Genomic DNA, 18,289 nt, shown 5'->3' with positions numbered 1-18,289 from the left:
TGGAGCTCTTTCTGTTTAGCCTAGAATACGGTGATAAATGGATTTTGCCTCATGGATATCCTTTGTTTCATGGATGAGGGCGCGCCCATCTTGAAAAAGGACGATTCTCTTCCCCTCTCCTTGCACACTGAGCAAGAAAGCGTTCCCATCCACTTGGTAGCCGCCTTGGATAAGCTGACGAGCAAGTGTGTCAAAATTCAGGCGCATATGCCTTGGCGGGCGCACTTGTACTGTATCCCGCCCGCATAAAACGGCTGTCTTGGTGACATTATCACGTTCAAGGAATGGATATTGCGGATTACTTCCGCAGGAGAGGCAGCCGTCCTTCTTCATCTTCCCGGTTTTGAATTGTTGATAATCATTATTCCATAGATCAAAGAAGACGAGTCCTTCCCGGACTGCTTCGTAATCTTCGACAAGAATCTTTATCGCCTCTGCCATTTGATGGGCAGCTGCCATTTGGACAGCCGGACTGATAATGCCGCCAGTGTCACAGGTTAGGCCTTGTATCGGAATAGATTTCATCAAGCAATTCAGGCACGGTGTCTTCCCGGGGAGAATTGTGAGGCACATTCCAGTGCTGCCGACACAGGCTCCATAAATCCAAGGAGTCCTGTGCTTTTGAGAGAGGTCATTAATCACCATTCTTGTTTCAAAATTATCGGTCGCATCTAGGATTAAATCAGCATTTATGACTAATGGTCCCATCACTTCAGATGTCGCATCAGTTACGATGGCTTTAATCTGCACATCGCTATTAACCATTTCCAGGCGCCGCCTTGCTGCCTCTGCCTTTGGCATTCGATTCTCGGCATCCTGTTCTGTATAAAGCTGCTGGCGCTGAAGATTGCTATACTCCACGTAATCCCGGTCAACTATGGTCAGCGCTTTAATGCCTGCACGAACGAGCATTTCAGAGAGCGCTGAGCCGAGTGCTCCCGCGCCAATGATGAGTACATGCTTCATGCTGATCTTGTTCTGTCCTGATTCTCCGACTGGAGGAAATAGCACTTGTCTTGAATAGCGCTCCATCTCTATCAGCCCCCGCTCACAGGAGGAATGAAAGCGACTGTATCCCTCTCGTTCAAAACCGTTCCTTCATCCGTAAACTCTTCATTGACCGCAGTCATTGCCCCATCAAGCGTGATAGCATGACGCTCCATAATCATGGCCTTCAATTCAGAAACCGTTTTGCCGGCTGCATCAAGCTGTTCAGAGTCAAGCTTCGTTGCTTCTTTTAAACTGGCAAAATACAGGATATTAATCATTCGATTCCCTCCCAGGCTTTCCAGATGGATAGCTCACAGTCTCAAGCTGATTGCCGACCCATTCCTCGCCGTCCTCCCAATGCTCTTTCTTCCAAATTGGCACGATTTCCTTAATTCGTTCAATCGCGTAACGGCTAGCTTCATAGGCATCATGGCGGTGAGGGGTAGAAACAGCGATGACAACAGCAATATCACTAATATCGAGCTTACCTGTTCGATGCGTGATAGCCACGTCTGCTCCTTCCCATTTCTCCTGAATCTCCTGGCCGATTTGAATGAGCTTCTTGACCGCCATTTCTTCATAAGCTTCATAAATTAAGTACAAGGTTTTCTTCCCGTTGGTCAGTTCTCTCACCGTTCCAACAAACAAGGTGACAGCGCCAGCGTCCCTTTGGATGACCTTGTTCATGACATCTGTGACATTGATTGGTTCATCAGTCAGCTGAAATTTCATGACCTTCCCCCTTATGTATCCTTTTCATCCATTGATAGTCTTGTATTGTATTCATGTTGAAGAAAACGCGCGGATCTTCTCCCTCAACAAGCTTCGCATTAGCTGCATCGAGCAGCGTTGCCATCCGCCTTTGATCGGCATCAAGCGCTTTCTGCACTTTTGGAAGAAGTGACTTTCGATAGGCCGCACATAAAGGATGACACCTGCCATCCGTCTGCGGGATAGCGAGCTCATATTGATTTAAAAGCATAAGCAATCTCTCCCCCGTCTCCGCCTGAAAAAAAGGCAAATCACAGGCAAGCAGAAGATTATGCTCTGTCCTTGAAGCCATGAGTCCAGCCTCCAATCCAGCGAGCGGTCCCATTCCTTTACGGATGTCGCTGACATGAGGCAATTGGAGGGTGGCATACTCTTCCGGCTGATTCGTGACTAGGAGGATCTCCCCGCCCAACCGCTCCGCCTCCCTTACGATACGCGAGATGACAGTCTCTCCATCTATTTGAAGAAACGCTTTATTCGTGCCCATTCTGCTGGATTGCCCCCCAGCTAATAGGATGACGGTACATTCCATCTTCCCCACCCCCTTTTACAACCTATCATTTACCCCGTCCCTTCTTACGTGAACCTGTCAAATAGTACTCTTTTTTAAAATTATATCATTCCATCCTTATGCAAGCAGACAATTCGTTTCCACGGAATGGAAGGTATATAATAGACTATACAAGATTGAGGTGCATCGCTTTTTGTTTTGATATATATTTAAATGTATATCTTATAGCTTGATGTACTTGAAGGAGGAAAGAAGACTAATGAGCTTAAAAAAGACATTAACAATTGCCGGATCTGACAGCAGCGGCGGAGCCGGTCTTCAGGCTGATCTGAAAACATTCCAAGAATTAGGCGTATATGGCATGTCAGCTGTCACTTCCATTGTTGCCATGGATCCTAAGGATTGGTCCCATAATGTTTTTCCAATAGAAACATCCATTGTTGAGACACAGCTTGATACAATTCTTTCAACCGGAATTGATGCGATGAAAACCGGTATGCTGGGCACTGTGGATATCATTGAACTAACTGCTAAAAAAATCAAAGAATATAATCTGGATAAAGTCGTCATTGACCCTGTCATGGTATGTAAAGGAACAGATGAAGTCTTAATGCCAGAAAACACGGTTGCCATGCGCGAATTACTTCTTCCGCTTGCGACTGTAGTTACGCCAAACCTTTTCGAGGCTTGGCAGCTTTCAGGCCTCGGACCTATCACAACAATTGAGGAAATGCAGCAAGCAGCGCAGATCATTCATGAGCAAGGTGCAAAATATGTCTTAATTAAAGGCGGCACGAAGCTCGAAGGCCAAGATAAGGCGATTGACTTAGTATACGACGGCAAGAACTTCACCGTCCTAGAATCTGAGAAAATGCAAACGACTTATACTCATGGAGCAGGCTGCACAACAGCTGCTGCCATTACCGCTGAACTGGCGAAAGGGAAATCCGTTGAAGAAGCGCTAGAAACCGCAAAGAACTTCATTTCTGCCGCCATTGAACATGGCTGGAAGCTGAATGAATTTGTCGGACCTGTCATGCATGGGGCTTATCGCAACTTCAAATAATGGCTGACGTTAAAGCTGCCGGCGCATTTGTCTCCGGCAGCTTATTTATTTCACATTTTTATACGTCATTTAGTATGATGATTTAAAATACTAGAATTACTTTGATATGAACTAGGAGGTAGTGTCATGAAGCCAATTGATCTTCTCGATGCTCAAGCATCCCTGCAAACATTCGCGGACCATCCCGTATACCTGCATTTAGAGACGACAAACGGGGCTTATGCATCCCATAATGATGAAGCCTTTTTCTCAGCGGGTGCCTTCATCCGCAATGTCGCCATTACCTTTGAGGAAGGAAAAATCATCGGTGATGGTCCATACCGCGTCGGTCTCCGTATGGCGAATGGCTGGGTATATGCAGAAGGCATCACTCATTATGAAATAGATGAATTTGGCCGTTTGCTCATGGCTGGTCTTGACCATCAAGGCCGCCTGGCTGTTGCCTTTGAGCTGAGCAATAACCCATTTGACAAGTAAGGAGATGTGAATGATGGAAACTGAAAGACATGTACTGGTAATCTTCCCCCATCCAGATGATGAAGCCTTCGGGGTGTCTGGAACCATTGCCTCCTATACGAAAAACAACATTCCTGTTACCTATATTTGCCTAACACTCGGTGAGATGGGCCGCAATTTAGGAAACCCTCCATTCGCGACTAGGGAATCGCTTCCGAATATCCGCAGACAGGAACTGATGGATGCCGCAAATGTGATGGGCATTCAGGATTTGCGCATGTGGGGCCTTCGCGATAAAACGGTTGAATTCGAGAATGAGGAAGCACTCGCCAACCGCATCCGGGCGGCGATCGATGAAGTGAATCCTTCCCTGATTATTACGTTCTATCCCGGCTTCAGTGTTCACCCAGACCATGAAGCAACTGGGAGAGCTGTCGTGCGAGCTGTAGGCTCTATTGATCAAGCTGAACGTCCTAAGCTTTATGGCGTCGCTTTTTCAAATAATCATCAGCAGGTGCTCGGCAAACCAAATGTTGTTCATTTCATCAAGGATGTCATTGAAACGAAGCTTGCTGCGATTGCAGCACACCGTTCCCAAACAGAGGCAATGATGGCCTCCTGGCCTGACCTTTTGGAGCAGAAAAATGAAGAGCTCGAAAGTCGCCTATTCTATGAGCGATTCTATGAATATAAGTGGGCTGAAGATATACGCTAAAAGAATAGCAGAGGAATGTCTATGAACACCGGCAAAAGGGGTTGAGAATTTTTTATTCTCAATCTCTTTTTTGCTTCTATTGGCTAAGAAGGCAAGCTAGAACACCTGCCAAATATAGTGCCAGAGCATAAAAAAAATCCGCCAGGCTGATTTAGCCCGGCGGTCCAAAAAGGGGGGGATACTTTGGAAAACTTCATTGCCTTTATAATTTAACCAATTTTCCCCAACTTTATACATGTATGTCATTATTTTTTTGAAACCATATAGCGATAGATTGCATGGGCAACGCCATCCTCTTTATTGGATAAGGTCGTATCCTTGCAAATTTGCTTAATTTCCTCTGCAGCATTCCCCATGGCGATGGAGAGGCCAGCCTTCTCAAACATAGAGACATCGTTCAGATTGTCCCCGATGGCGATCGTTTCTTCAAGCGGGATATTATAGTTAGCTAATAATGCTTCGAGAGCATTCCCTTTAGAGATTCCGCGATTATTGATTTCGATATTGCCTTTACCAGAGGAAGTAATCGTCAAACCATCAAACTTAGCAAGGGCTTCGGCCGCCGTGCTGAGCTCATCCTGATGGAGTGAGAATACTAAGATTTTAAAGACGTGCATATCCTCTTCTTTAATCAATGCATGATAATCATGCGTTTCAAATAAAAACCCGTATTCAATTCTCGCCAGCGCTCTCCTCTGCACTTCCTCCCTATCATGCTCAGGGTTAGCGCTCAACACGATATCCACAAGAGAATCAACCGCATGCTCTGGATTTTTTGAGAAAACACCATGATTCGTATACAGTTCGAAATATAGGCCCGCTTCCTCCAAGAAGGTAATCGTGCTTTCTAGCTCCTCAAGCGCGATTGGCTGAGATGAAATGAGATCTCCTTTTTGATCATAAACAGCGGCGCCGTTCATACTGATTATAGGGCAATTGATATTCGCCTCATCAAGAGCCAATCTCGCTTCCTTATAAGAGCGGCCTGTCGCAATGATGACTTGTCCGCCCATTTCCCTCACCGCTTCAAGTGCTTTACGGTTCTCTTCACTGATTTTCTGATTTTCATTCAGCAATGTGCCATCCATATCAGATACAATACATTTCATATCGTTTGGCTCCTCCTTCATTCACCTTCCATGATCATTCTAATGATAGGCAGAGATGTCTTATTTTAAGTATATACCCTGTTATTCCATATGAAAAATGGGTTAACCTATCTCCCCTGTATAAAAAATGTTTCTATGGCGAAACATACTAACCGATATAATTAAATAAAACTTTTCTATTAACTTTTAAACCTATACACTAATGATGGCTTACTATTCTAAATTTACAACTGAAAGGCAACAGGTGAACTACTATGACTTCTCAAACAAATCGTATATCCTTTTGGGGCGGCATCGGCTTCACGGCATTACTTGCCTTACTAGGGTTCATATTGGCTAAACTGCCAGTATTCGATTATATAGGCCCATTAGCATGCAGTATCTTGCTCGCGATTGCTTATCGAAATTTACGCAGCTATCCAGAAAACCTTCGTGCCGGCGTTCATTTCTCTGCACGCATTCTCCTTCGTGCCGCTATTATTCTCTATGGTTTAAAGCTAGATATGCAAATCATTTTCAGTGAAGGTCTTGGACTGCTAGGAAAAGCCTTCGTCGTCATTATCTTTTCCATTACGGTGATGATGCTCCTCGGCCGCTGGTTAAAGATTGATCCGCATATCTCTTTTTTACTAGGCGCCGGAACTGGTATCTGCGGTGCAGCAGCTATTGCTGCCGTTTCTCCAATCATACAATCAGAGGAAGAAGACACAGCGATGAGTGTCGGAATGATTGCCTTGATTGGGACCATATTTGCCGTCGGCTATACCGTTCTCTTGCCGATGGTCAGCCTCACCCCAGTCGGGTATGGCATATGGTCTGGGCTAAGCCTTCATGAATTGGCCCACGTTGCCCTGGCTGCGGACCCAGCGGGTGAAGATGCAGTAGCGATGGCATTGCTCGCTAAGCTATGCCGCGTTTTCTTGCTTATTCCGTTTTGCTTCGTGCTAGTCTTTTGGATGAAGCGCAGACAGAAAAACGATGAATCAAGTTCTAAGATTGCCTTCCCATGGTTCTTGCTTGGCTTTATCGCACTTAGCATTTTCCGTACATATCTTGCGGGCGATTGGTTCCCGGTCTCCTTATATGATTCCATTGCCATGCTCACGACCTTCTTATTATCCATGGCCATGGCTGGTCTCGGTCTAACCATAGACCTGCGGCAATTAAAGGAGAAAGCAGGATTCCCGCTGCTTGCTCTTGTGATTACATCTATTTTACTATCAGTTATCACCTATATTTGGGTGTAAATACCGTCATAAAAAACAGATGAAGACCCCCGTGGTTTTCATCTGTTTTTTATTGGCGGCGAGCGCGAGAGTGTACACATTTTAGTCCCTTTTCCTGCGACTTTTCAGCTAACGCTTCTTTCATAACGGGATGATTAGGGGATTGGCTGAAAATGAAGCGCAAGAGCGAATCTCAACCATTTGAATACATCACTCTTTTGGTTTTATGGGCTCTCCTCCCTGCATACACTTGTACAAGCAAACGAAACGGAGGGCTTGCTTGTATGTATGGATTATTAAGTTATGTTTATTTAGGAATATCCTTATCCGCGCCTGTTGGACCTATCAATGCCGCACAAATGGAAACAGGACTGCGCAAGGGATTTAGCTATGCCTGGCTATTTGGATTAGGCGCCATTCTTGCCGACATTGTTTATATGATTCTTGTTTATTTCGGTCTTGCCACATATATGAATATTCCCATCATCCAGACCTTCCTATGGCTATTCGGGGCATTCGTGCTTATCTATTCAGGGGCAGAAAGTCTCGCCTCCTCTGTTCAGGCAAACGAAAAAAGCCTGCAGAGAAATGTGACGAAGTTTCATTCCTTCCGTACAGGCTTCTTTATGTCTTTGATGAATCCTCTAAGCATCCTTTTCTGGATTGGGATTTATGGGTCTGTTCTGGCAGAGACGGCGAATCATTTATCAACACGCCAGATTTTCATTAATAGCTGCGCCATTATCTGCGGCATTTTCTTATGGGATTATACAATTGCTTTACTATCAAGTATCTTCAGGCGGTTTCTGACCGACCGTTTCTTGCGGGCTGTCTCCTTGTTTTCGGGTATCTCCTTAATCGGATTTGGCCTTTACTTTGGCTCAAAAGGGATTCTGTCCTTATTCTAATCAGCGCATTCTGCGCGGAGTTAAAGGCCGTTTCCTGATTCTTTTCACACTGACAATAAAGGTAATAAGACCGATAAAAGCGACGAAACAAAGACTGACGAGAAGTCCGCCTCTTGTGCCTTTTTGAAAAAGAGTGCCTGTAATCCCTAGCACGATAAATAAGAAGGCCAAATTACGCTTCCACTTATCTAGAGCTGATAATTCAATCGATTTCGAATAGGTTATCAAAATCAATATCCAATTGTATAAGATAAGCAAGCTTGCCCCTGTCGTAAAATATTCATAGACACTGTTTGGCATTAGAAGGGATAAGACGATTGAAATGACAAGAGCCAGCACTGTTATGATAAAGGCAGGGAGCGGAATTGCGAGCTTTCCCTTCTTACAGCAAAAACGCGGAGCATCGCGGTCCTCTGCCAATGCAACAAGCATCGTCGTCACAGCATATAGAGAGGCTGACATGGTAGAAAATCCGGCAATCATCAAAGCCCCGTTAAATATATGGGCAACCAATGGTACCTTAAAAAAGGAAAGAACGGTCAAGAACGGGCTTTCATTTGCCTTAATATCATGATGGGGCAAGGTGAAGACAACTAGGCTAAGAGCAGCGAGATAGATGACCAGCAAGATCAAAAGCATCACTTTTCCTGCCTTTGGCGCATCCTCCTTGTTTTCGAGCCGCATTGACATAATGCCAATTACCTCTATTCCGCCAAAGGCAAAAAAAGCAAAAATCAGCGATGCCCAAATCTGCTTCCATCCAGTCGGGAAGAATCCCGCAACCGTGTGCGGCCAGCTAAATCCTTTGTCTCCATCAATGACTCCTGTACTCCCAAGGACGGCGATGATGATAAACATCAAAATCGCTGCGACCTTCACGATGGCACTTACATTTTCCATCTGTTCGAATAGCTTCGTCCCAATCAAAATGACCACGAGACCGAGCACTCCGAAAATGCTTGCGAACACCCATAGCTGAATTTCCGGAAACCAGAATCGCGAGAATAAAGAAATTGCTGTAAGCTGGCTCCCGACAATGAACATTTCAGAAAACCAATAAATCCAGCCATTCATGAACCCGACTGGTCTTCCAAAAGCCTTGCGGGAATAGGTACGAAATGATCCCTTTTGCGGATCCTTCTGTGTCATCGCCGCCAAGGCGTCATACACAAAATAAGTAGCGGTCCCCGCGATTAGAAAGGCGATTAAGACAGCCGGCCCAGCAAGCTTAATTCCAAGTCCGGATCCAAGAAAGAAGCCGGTGCCTATCGTGCATCCGACCCCTATCATCGATAATTGCCACCATTTCAGCATTTTCTTTTCCTTCCCCTGTGCTGCCTGCTTTTTCATCGTAATTCACCTCAGTCCATTTGGCATTCATTCCTCCTTAATTTGCTCTACTATAATTGACTTATACGCAAATAAAAAAGAAGGGAGGAGACATAGGAATGCCTTCTCCCTTCTTACAGTGAAATTACATATAAGTTCAGATATTTTTATTAGATGCGAACAACGTTAGCTGCTTGTGGTCCGCGGTTACCTTCAACGATTTCGAATTCAACTTCTTGGCCTTCTTCAAGAGTTTTGAATCCAGTTCCTTGGATTGCTGAGAAGTGTACGAATACATCGTCACCCTCTTCGCGCTCGATGAAACCAAAACCTTTTTCTGCGTTAAACCATTTTACTTTTCCGACCATTTTTTTGGCCTCCTAACTTTAGTAGAAATAATCAAAAGTAGAAAACCAGAAAAACCTTTCATGTCTAAAGCATGTACTTACAGACTGTAAAAATTTTTTTGATCTTCAAACCTTTAGCGTAATAATCGTACCATAATCGAGCCCCCTCTGACAAACGATTTTAACAAGTTAAATAAATCCAAAATGTGCGAAAATATACGTAATTCATTGGAATTTACCTATAAAATGCTCGATTTACCACAAATTGTATAGGATATTGTCGAAATAATCGGTCCATATCCTTACAAATATCAGAGGTATTTACAAATCCTTAAACCCATAGCCGCTTGGATAATTGAAGAGGCTGCTCATCCTGATATACCACTCCGTATATACTCTCCCTTGCATTTTTTGTCTCACTAAAAGTCTATCAGCATTCCAATAAAGCAATGACCCCTAAAGTATCTATCCTTTTTCAGTGCCAAAACTATGGTATATTAGACGATACAGAACAAGTAAAGGAGTTCGGATAATGGCAAAAAGTGTAGTAATCGCCGAAAAACCATCTGTTGCGCGTGATATCGCCAATGTGCTGAATTGCAGAAAAAAGGGTAACGGGTTTTTAGAAGGGGATCAATATATCGTTACATGGGCACTTGGGCATCTCGTCACATTGGCTGACCCTGAGACCTATGATCAAAAATATAAAACATGGAATCTCGAGGACCTGCCAATGCTCCCGAAACAGCTGAAGCTTGTCGTCATGAAGCAAACCGGCAAACAATTCAATGCAGTGAAGTCCCAGCTGACCCGCGGGGATGTCAAAGATATTATTATCGCTACAGACGCAGGGCGCGAGGGTGAACTTGTTGCTCGCTGGATCATCGAGAAAGCGAATGTGAAAAAGCCGATTAAGCGCTTATGGATTTCCTCTGTTACAGATAAAGCAATCAAAGACGGCTTCAATCGCCTGAAGCCTGGTAAAGATTATGAGAATCTCTATGCCTCTGCTGTGGCGCGTTCAGAGGCGGACTGGTATATCGGCCTTAATGCAACCAGGGCGCTGACCACGAAGCATAACGCCCAGCTGAACTGCGGACGGGTGCAAACCCCAACCGTTGCCATGGTTGCTGCCCGCGAGGAAGAAATTAAGAATTTTAAGCCGAAAACGTATTATGGCATTGAGGCAAAGTCAGATGCCCTAAGTCTCACTTGGCAGGACAAGGACGGGAACAGCCGCAGCTTCAACAAAGAGAAGGTGGATGCCATCCTTCAATCATTTGGCAAACAGAACGCTGAGGTTGTTGCAATCGATCGCAAGGCAAAGAAAACATACTCCCCTGCCCTCTATGACTTAACAGAGCTGCAGAGGGATGCCAATAAACTATTTGGCTACTCCGCCAAGGAAACATTGAATATCATGCAAAAGCTGTATGAACAGCATAAAGTGCTCACCTATCCGCGGACGGATTCCCGCTATCTTTCCTCTGACATCGTCAGCACGATTCCAGAGCGTCTGAAAGCGATCGGCGGCGCGGAATACTCAAAGCTTGCCAACAGAATCGCGAACAGGCCAATCAAGGCAACGAAAGCCTTTGTTGACGACAGCAAGGTAAGCGACCACCATGCCATCATTCCGACGGAGGGCTATGTTAATTATGCAGCCTTTAATGATAAAGAGCGAAAAATCTATGACCTTGTCGTGAAGCGTTTCTTGGCGGTCCTATACCCTGCACATGAATTTGAGCAATTGACTGTCCATGCGAAAATCGGCTCTGAGTCGTTCATCGCACGAGGCAAGACGGTCATTAAGGCTGGATGGAAGGAAGTCTATAACAACCGATTTGACGATGAGGAATCTACTGATGATGTGAAGGAGCAGCTATTGCCGCGTCTGAACAAGGGTGATGAACTAAAGGTTTCCCTGATTGCTCAAACATCCGGCCAAACGAAGCCGCCTGCCCGTTTCAATGAGGCAACCCTTCTGTCTGCGATGGAGAATCCGACGAAATATATGGAAACAAAGGATAAAAAACTCGCTGCCACGCTCAAATCAACAGGCGGACTTGGCACAGTCGCAACGCGTGCAGATATCATCGACAAGCTGTTCAATTCCTTCCTGATTGAAAAACGGGGAGGCAAGGACATCTACATTACCTCTAAAGGGCGCCAGCTGCTCGACCTTGTGCCTGATGAGCTTAAATCGCCTGCTACAACAGCTGAGTGGGAACAAAAGCTTGAGATGATTGCTAAAGGAAAGCTTGATAAGAATGCCTTCATCAATGAAATGAAGCAGCATACGAAGGAAATTGTCGCAGATATCAAGGCTAGCGATAAGAAGTTCAAACATGACAATATCTCTACGAAATCCTGTCCGGAATGTGGCAAACCAATGCTTGAGGTCAATGGCAAGAAAGGTAAAATGCTCGTCTGCCAAGATCGTGAATGCGGCTACCGCAAAAATGTCGCACGCCTGACCAATGCACGCTGCCCGCAATGCAAGAAGAAAATGGAGCTGCGCGGTGAAGGCACAGGACAAATCTTCACCTGCAAATGCGGCTACCGCGAAAAGCTGTCTTCCTTTGAAGAAAGACGCAAAAAGGAATCCGGCGGCAAAGCCGACAAGCGCACCGTTCAGAAATACTTAAAGCAGCAGCAAAAAGAAGAAACACCAATTAACAACCCGTTTGCTGACCTGTTGAAAGGCATAAAGCTGGATGATAAATAAGATGTTCATATGAAACAAAGCTGCCTCCCCAATTATGGAGAGGCAGCTTTGTTATTGAGGGAAAGGTTTTTCGGTCCGAACATATGTGATATCATTTTGGCCGCCAATTTATCCCCCAATATAAACAGGCGGAGTCTCCAAAACCACGCCTGCCCTCCTTAAGAGAGTCTATATTTGAAATCCTGATAGCCGAATTGACGGACGACCCGGCAGTCCCCATCCTTATCGCGCAGACAGATTGCCGGAAGCGCCATTCCATTAAAGGTGTTGTTTTTCACCATTGAGTAGATGGCCATATCGCCGAAGATGAGACGGTCACCTGCTTTTAAAGGCTCGTCAAAGGAATAGTCCCCGATGACATCGCCAGCAAGACAGGTCGGACCGCCGAGACGGTAGGTATGCTCCTTTTCACCCGGAAGGCCTGAGCCTAGAAGCGGCGGCCGATATGGCATTTCGAGCACATCCGGCATGTGGCAGGAGGCAGATGTATCAAGAATAGCTAGCTCAACATCATTGACGAGCGTATCAAGGACGCTTGTCACGAGAAAACCCGCATTAAGAGCAATCGCTTCTCCTGGCTCCAAGTAAACCTTGAGTCCATATTTATCTTGCATTCTCTTAATGCAGGATTCCAGCAATTCGAGATTATATCCTTCCCTTGTAATATGATGGCCGCCTCCGAAGTTGATCCATTCGAGCTGTGGCAGCCATTCACCGAATTTCTCTTCAATCACATCAAGCGTAACTGCCAAGGCATCGGCATCCTGCTCACAAAGCGTGTGGAAGTGGAAGCCTGATACCCCTTCTAGTTTCTCTGGCTCGAATTGGCTGAGCGTCACGCCGAATCTGGACCCGCGCGCACACGGATCATAGATTTCATGCCCTTCCTGGGTAGAGCATTCCGGATTGATGCGCAAGCCTACTGCTTTTTGGGCCTTGTGTACCTTCTCCCTGTATTTCTCCAGCTGGGAGAAGGAATTGAAGATAATATGGTCACATAAATCAATGATCTCATCCATCTCCTCCTCACGATAGGCCGGGGAGAAGACATGATTTTCCTTCCCCATTTCCTCATGCCCAAGTCTCGCCTCAAACAAGCCGCTCGCTGCTGTACCGCTTAAGTACTGCCCAATTAACGGATAGGTTGCATACATAGAAAATGCCTTTTGTGCGAGGATGATTTTGCAGCCAGTCCGTTCCATAACCCCACTTAGGATTTTTAAGTTCTTTTCTAATAACGCTTCATCCACCACATAGCTTGGTGTCGAGAGTTCTTCCAAGCGCATCTTAGTCTACTAGCTCCGGATCAAAGCTTTCCTTCCAAGGAAGACCCCATTTATTAAGAGCCTCCATGAATGGGTCTGGATTGAACTCTTCAATATTGTAAACACCTGGTTTGTTCCATTCACCTGTCATGACCATCATGGCGCCAATCATGGCTGGTACGCCAGTTGTGTAAGAAACGGCTTGTGAGCCGACTTCACGGTAGCATTCTTCATGGTCACATACATTGTATACATAATACGTTTTCGGCTTGCCGTCCTTTGTGCCGCGGAAAATACAGCCGATATTCGTTTTCCCTTTCGTGCGCGGTCCTAATGATGCCGGGTCAGGCAGGACAGCCTTCAGGAATTGAAGCGGGATGATTTCCTTTCCATCGAACATAATTGGCTCAATCGATGTCATGCCGACATTTTCAAGACATTTTAGGTGAGTCAGATAGCTTTCCCCGAATGTCATGAAGAAACGGATTTGTTTTAGACCAGGGATATTTTGAGACAGGGACTCAAGTTCCTCATGGTAAAGCAGGTACATATCCTTTTCGCCAACCTCCGGGAAATTGTAGACACGCTTAATTTCCATCGGCTTTGTCTCAATCCACTCGCCATCCTTCCAGTAGCGGCCATTTGCGGATACTTCACGGATGTTGATCTCCGGGTTGAAGTTTGTCGCAAACGGATAACCATGATCTCCTGCATTGCAGTCAAGGATGTCGATATATTCAATTTCATCAAAGTGATGTTTAAGCGCATAGGCTGAAAATACACCCGTCACACCTGGGTCAAATCCGCTGCCAAGCAAGGCAGTGATGCCGGCTTCTTCAAAGCGCTGGCGGTATTCCCATTGCCATTTGTATTCGAATTTCGCCGTGTCCTCCGGCTCGTAATTCGCTGTGTCCATATAATGCGTCTTGGTCGCCAGGCATGCATCCATGATGGTCAAATCCTGATAGGGAAGGGCCAGGTTCATGACGATGTCTGGCTTCACTTCCTTGATGAGGGCAATTAGCTCTTCGACATTGTCTGCATCCACTTGAGCAGTCGTAATTTTTGTTTCCCCTCCATCAAGCTTTGCCTTCAGCTCGTCACATTTCGATTTTGTCCGGCTTGCGATGCAAATCTCCTCAAATACCTCACTGTTTTGTACACATTTATGGACAGCAACGGAGGCAACTCCTCCTGCACCGATGATTAACGCTTTACCCATTTCCATCTCTCCAATCTTGTTCTTTATTTTTTGATTGCAAGTATTAGTTCCCTGACAAGCTTGCAGGCTGTCGCTGTGGAAATACCGCTAGAATCATAGGTCGGTGATAATTCATTCATGTCGAGACCAACGATATTTGTCCTCCCGCAAACGGTAAGCAATGCGGCCAGCAATTGCCTATAGGTGACGCCGCCAGCCTCAGGTGTTCCCGTCCCCGGAAAGGCAGATGGGTCGAGCACATCCAAATCAAGAGTTAGATAGACCGGCTTGTCTCCGATTTCCGCAAGGATCTCCTCAAGCCCTTCAAAATCGAATTTATTGGTGAACACATGCCCTTCCTTTGCCCATTCAAATTCACTCCTGTCCCCAGAGCGGATGCCGAATTGGAAGATGCGGCCGTCGCCAAGAATATCATGACAGCGGCGAATGACAGATGCATGGGACAGCCTCTCGCCTAAATAATCATCCCGCAGATCTGTATGCGCATCGAAATGAATGATATGCAAATCAGGATACCGCTCTGAGACGGCACGTACGCTGCCGAGTGTAACGAGATGCTCGCCGCCAATCATGAATGGAATTTTCCCGTCCCCGATGATTTTCTTTGTGCGTTCCTCAATATCAGAAAGCACTCTTTCGACATTTCCGAAGGCGAGCTCCAGGTCGCCGCTATCAAAGACTGCTATATCGGTTAAATCCTTGTCCTGATAAGGACTGTATGTTTCAAGCCCATATGATTCCTGGCGGATGGCCTGCGGTCCGAACCGGGTACCCGGCCGATAGGAGGTCGTCCCGTCAAAGGGGGCACCGAATAAGACAATGTCGGCCTCATTATATTCAGCCTCACAGCCAATAAAGGTGTGGATATTTTTACTCAACATCTCGCAGCAGCTCCTCTACATAAGTGGGGAGCGAGAAGGCGCCGACATGAAGATTCGGATTGTAATAACGCGTATTGAGTTTGGCGTCTTTAAAAGCCTCTCGCTTTAAGTCATCCACTGGATGATATTTCTTTGAAGCGAATCCAAACAGCCAGTGACCGGATGGATAAGTCGGGATATGGGCTTGGTACACATAGCTGATTGGGAAGCTTTCCACAATACGTTTATGGGCACGCTGCATGGCTGCGACATCCTCCTGGTAAAATGGGCTCTCATGCTGATTGACCATGATGCCATCTTTATGAAGTGCCTTATAGCAGCTTCCGTAGAACTCACGGGTGAACAAGCCCTCGCCCGGACCAAATGGGTCAGTTGAATCCACGATAATCAGGTCATACTGATCCTCGCAGGAACGGATATACTTCAAGCCATCCTCATAATGAATATGAAGGCGCGGATCATCGAGCGCACAGGCTGTTTTCGGCAGGTATTTCTTGCACACATCCACGACCATTTCATCAATCTCAACCAAATCAATATGCCTCACACTCTCATACTTGACGAGTTCCCTGACCGCTCCGCCATCTCCTGCACCGATAATCAGAACCTGCTCTGGATTTGGGTGGACCATCATTGGCACATGGGTGATCATCTCGTGATAAATGAATTCATCCTTCTCTGTCAGCATCATAAAGCCGTCTAGCGTCAGAAAGCGCCCAAATTCCTTTGATTCATAAATGTCAATGCGCTGATAGTCGCTCTGCCCGCTATACAGCTGCTTTTCCACCTTGATGGACAGCTTAACGTTCGGGGTATGCCGCTCACTAAACCAAAGTTCCATTTTCGTCACACTCCTTGAAGTACATTCAATCGTTCAATACTCAAATCCTCAGGTCCTGTCATCGAGCATCCCTTTTCCTTGGCGTAATCAATATAATCAATGATGTCCTGCGTAATCCGTTCACCTGGTGCGAGAATCGGTATTCCCGGCGGGTAGCACATCACGAATTCACTGCACACCCTGCCGACCGTCTCATGGATAGGCAAGGATTCCTTTTTGGCATAGAAGGCTTGCTGCGGTGTGGTTACAACTTCTGGGTCAATATATTCCTGCGTGAACATTCCTGCCTTATCCCGCATATAACGTCTTTTAATTTCTGATAACGCGCTGATCAGCCTTTCGACATCCCGGTTACGGTCGCCCACTGATATATAGGCAAGAATATTGCCGATATCGCCGAATTCAATTTGGATATCATATTCATCACGGAGAATGTCATATACCTCAATACCGGCAAGTCCAATATCTCTCGTATAAATAGACAGCTTCGTCACATCAAAATCATAGACGCTATCTCCATTGACCAGTTCCTTCGAAAAAGCGTAAAAATCCCCAATCTGATTAATCTCATGACGGACATACTCAGCGAGCTCAACGACATGCGCAAAAATCTCCTCCCCATTCAAGGCGAGATTCCTCCTCGAAATATCCAAGCTTGAAAGAAGTAAATAAGACCCGCTCGTTGTCTGAGTTAAATTGATGATCTGCCGGGCATAACCGGCATTCACCGCTGGTCCGAGAAGCATGAAAGAACTCTGTGTCAGGCTGCCGCCAGACTTATGCATGCTTACTGCAGCCATATCCGCTCCTGCCCCCATCGCGGAAACCGGCAAATTCTTACCGAAATATAAATGGGTGCCATGGGCCTCATCCGCGAGCACGAGCAGTCCATGTTTATGGGCAAGCTGAACAATACCGCAAAGATCAGAGCAAATTCCATAATAGGTCGGGTTATTGACCAATACGGCCTTTGCCTCGGGGTTCTCCAAGATGGCCTTTTCTACCTGACTGACTGACATGCCAAGCGCAATCCCGAGCCTGTGGTCGACCTCAGGATTAACATACACAGGCTCCGCTCCGCAAAGAACGAGGGCATTGATCACACTGCGATGAACATTGCGCGGAACGATAATCTTGTCGCCCTTCTTGCAGGCAGTCAGAATCATTCCCTGCACGGCTGATGTCGTGCCATTGACCATGAAAAAGGCATGTGCCGCACCAAAGGCCTCAGCTGCCAATGCTTCTGCATCCTTTATGACAGAAACCGGATGGCATAGATTATCGAGCGGCTTCATTGAATTCACATCAACCGTTAAGGCCTGTTCTCCTAAGAAGGCCGTCAACTCCGGGTTCCCCCTGCCTCGCTTGTGACCTGGCACATCAAACGGCACGATTCTTTTCCTCTTAAATTCCTCAAGCGCTTCATAGATAGGCGCCCTGTCTTGTGCCGCTCGAAAAGCAGCAGTCTTCTTATAGCTCAATTTGGCGTTCCCCCTATGATTTATCGTCGGTCTCTAGCAGCGGGGCATTCCAGACCGTAGCTGTTTCTAATTTTCCTTTTACTATTCGGAAGATTAAGTCTATATTTTGCTAACTTCTCCCTCTTAAACTACTTACCCTCTAGCCTCTAAATAACGCAAAAAACGCAAGTAATGGCGTCAAAAGGCGCATCACTTGCGTGTGTATGAAATATCCAAAATATATCTAAAAAGCAACGGCATACTACCCCCAATAATCAAAGCGGGGCATAGCATCCATACATGGGGAATGAGGCTTTTTAAACAATATTCAAATATACCATCAAGGTTTAGAGTCTATATAGCAAATAATTACTTTTACCACTCTTATTGACCGTTTCACAAGTTGATGTGCGATTTTATTCACACTGGTTGTAAAGTAACCAACTTATAAAATTTGAGCTTTT

18 protein-coding genes are annotated in these 18,289 nt (G+C 45.9%); 6 read left to right on the top strand and 12 right to left on the bottom strand.

Annotated features, from left to right (window positions below; genetic code table 11):
* Window positions 1-15: 15 nt before the first annotated feature.
* The 4 genes from CYL18_RS05510 to mobA are packed head-to-tail and all read right to left on the bottom strand — an operon-like array spanning window position 16 to window position 2,293.
* Window positions 16-1,032: a MoeB/ThiF family adenylyltransferase gene (locus CYL18_RS05510; RefSeq protein ID WP_104848487.1), complete on the bottom strand. Its 1,017-nt coding sequence runs from the start codon at window positions 1,030-1,032 to the stop codon at window positions 16-18.
* A 5-nt stretch (window positions 1,033-1,037) separates the two neighbouring features.
* Window positions 1,038-1,268: a molybdopterin converting factor subunit 1 gene (gene moaD, locus CYL18_RS05505; RefSeq protein WP_104848486.1), complete on the bottom strand. Its 231-nt coding sequence runs from the start codon at window positions 1,266-1,268 to the stop codon at window positions 1,038-1,040.
* A complete protein-coding gene (locus CYL18_RS05500; RefSeq protein ID WP_104848485.1) occupies window positions 1,261-1,722 on the bottom strand; it encodes a molybdenum cofactor biosynthesis protein MoaE in 462 nt (153 codons plus the stop codon). The genes moaD and CYL18_RS05500 overlap by 8 nt, the downstream gene beginning before the upstream one ends.
* On the bottom strand, window positions 1,703-2,293 hold the full coding sequence (gene mobA / locus CYL18_RS05495) for a molybdenum cofactor guanylyltransferase (protein WP_104848484.1): 591 nt from the start codon (window positions 2,291-2,293) through the stop codon (window positions 1,703-1,705). The genes CYL18_RS05500 and mobA overlap by 20 nt, the downstream gene beginning before the upstream one ends.
* 238 nt (window positions 2,294-2,531) lie before the next feature.
* Between mobA and pdxK the strand changes: the two genes are divergently transcribed.
* The 3 genes from pdxK to bshB2 all read left to right on the top strand — a co-directional run bounded on the left by pdxK (window position 2,532) and on the right by bshB2 (window position 4,509).
* Window positions 2,532-3,338: a pyridoxine/pyridoxal/pyridoxamine kinase gene (pdxK, locus tag CYL18_RS05490; RefSeq protein ID WP_104848483.1), complete on the top strand. Its 807-nt coding sequence runs from the start codon at window positions 2,532-2,534 to the stop codon at window positions 3,336-3,338.
* A gap of 126 nt (window positions 3,339-3,464) precedes the next feature.
* Window positions 3,465-3,815, top strand: coding sequence for a YojF family protein (locus CYL18_RS05485; RefSeq protein WP_104848482.1), 351 nt, complete (start codon window positions 3,465-3,467; stop codon window positions 3,813-3,815).
* A 13-nt stretch (window positions 3,816-3,828) separates the two neighbouring features.
* Window positions 3,829-4,509, top strand: coding sequence for a bacillithiol biosynthesis deacetylase BshB2 (bshB2, locus tag CYL18_RS05480; RefSeq protein WP_104848481.1), 681 nt, complete (start codon window positions 3,829-3,831; stop codon window positions 4,507-4,509).
* Between the two features lie 245 nt (window positions 4,510-4,754).
* On the opposite strand, the gene CYL18_RS05475 is transcribed toward bshB2, so the two are convergent.
* Window positions 4,755-5,618 carry a Cof-type HAD-IIB family hydrolase gene (locus CYL18_RS05475; RefSeq protein ID WP_161497081.1) on the bottom strand — a complete coding sequence of 288 codons (864 nt, stop codon included), beginning with the start codon at window positions 5,616-5,618 and terminating at the stop codon, window positions 4,755-4,757.
* Window positions 5,619-5,872: 254 nt separating this feature from the next.
* Between CYL18_RS05475 and CYL18_RS05470 the strand changes: the two genes are divergently transcribed.
* Both CYL18_RS05470 and CYL18_RS05465 read left to right on the top strand, forming a co-directional pair.
* A complete protein-coding gene (locus CYL18_RS05470) occupies window positions 5,873-6,865 on the top strand; it encodes a YeiH family protein (protein ID WP_104848479.1) in 993 nt (330 codons plus the stop codon).
* Between the two features lie 263 nt (window positions 6,866-7,128).
* A complete protein-coding gene (locus CYL18_RS05465; RefSeq protein WP_104848478.1) occupies window positions 7,129-7,752 on the top strand; it encodes a LysE family transporter in 624 nt (207 codons plus the stop codon).
* Here CYL18_RS05465 and CYL18_RS05460 read toward each other — a convergent pair whose 3' ends face one another.
* Together CYL18_RS05460 and cspD are read right to left on the bottom strand one after the other, a co-directional pair.
* The gene (locus CYL18_RS05460; RefSeq protein ID WP_104848477.1) at window positions 7,753-9,102 is read right to left on the bottom strand and encodes an amino acid permease; all 1,350 of its coding nucleotides are present in this window, start codon (window positions 9,100-9,102) and stop codon (window positions 7,753-7,755) included. It abuts the gene before it with no gap.
* A gap of 149 nt (window positions 9,103-9,251) precedes the next feature.
* Window positions 9,252-9,449, bottom strand: coding sequence for a cold-shock protein CspD (cspD, locus tag CYL18_RS05455; protein WP_104848476.1), 198 nt, complete (start codon window positions 9,447-9,449; stop codon window positions 9,252-9,254).
* Between the two features lie 511 nt (window positions 9,450-9,960).
* On the opposite strand from cspD, the gene CYL18_RS05450 reads away from it, so the two are divergent.
* Entirely contained in the window at window positions 9,961-12,156 is a 2,196-nt protein-coding gene (locus CYL18_RS05450; RefSeq protein ID WP_104848475.1) for a DNA topoisomerase III, read from the top strand.
* Between the two features lie 158 nt (window positions 12,157-12,314).
* Here the strand turns inward: CYL18_RS05450 and nspC are convergent, their stop codons facing one another.
* From nspC to CYL18_RS05425, 5 genes are read right to left on the bottom strand one after another with little or no spacing between them, the layout of a single operon-like run.
* The gene (gene nspC / locus CYL18_RS05445; protein ID WP_104848474.1) at window positions 12,315-13,442 is read right to left on the bottom strand and encodes a carboxynorspermidine decarboxylase; all 1,128 of its coding nucleotides are present in this window, start codon (window positions 13,440-13,442) and stop codon (window positions 12,315-12,317) included.
* 1 nt (window position 13,443) lies between these two features.
* Window positions 13,444-14,643 (bottom strand): saccharopine dehydrogenase family protein, encoded by a 1,200-nt coding sequence (locus CYL18_RS05440; protein ID WP_104848473.1) that lies wholly within the window; start codon window positions 14,641-14,643, stop codon window positions 13,444-13,446.
* A gap of 23 nt (window positions 14,644-14,666) precedes the next feature.
* The gene (gene speB, locus CYL18_RS05435; RefSeq protein WP_104848472.1) at window positions 14,667-15,524 is read right to left on the bottom strand and encodes an agmatinase; all 858 of its coding nucleotides are present in this window, start codon (window positions 15,522-15,524) and stop codon (window positions 14,667-14,669) included.
* The gene (speE, locus tag CYL18_RS05430; RefSeq protein ID WP_104848471.1) at window positions 15,514-16,365 is read right to left on the bottom strand and encodes a polyamine aminopropyltransferase; all 852 of its coding nucleotides are present in this window, start codon (window positions 16,363-16,365) and stop codon (window positions 15,514-15,516) included. The genes speB and speE overlap by 11 nt, the downstream gene beginning before the upstream one ends.
* A gap of 5 nt (window positions 16,366-16,370) precedes the next feature.
* Window positions 16,371-17,846, bottom strand: coding sequence for an aminotransferase class I/II-fold pyridoxal phosphate-dependent enzyme (locus tag CYL18_RS05425; protein ID WP_104848470.1), 1,476 nt, complete (start codon window positions 17,844-17,846; stop codon window positions 16,371-16,373).
* Between the last annotated feature and the right edge of the window lie 443 nt (window positions 17,847-18,289).

This window comes from Pradoshia eiseniae, from assembly GCF_002946355.1.
In the GTDB taxonomy this organism is placed as follows: Bacteria; Bacillota; Bacilli; order Bacillales; family Pradoshiaceae; genus Pradoshia; species Pradoshia eiseniae.
This window is presented reverse-complemented; position numbering and strand designations above follow the sequence as displayed.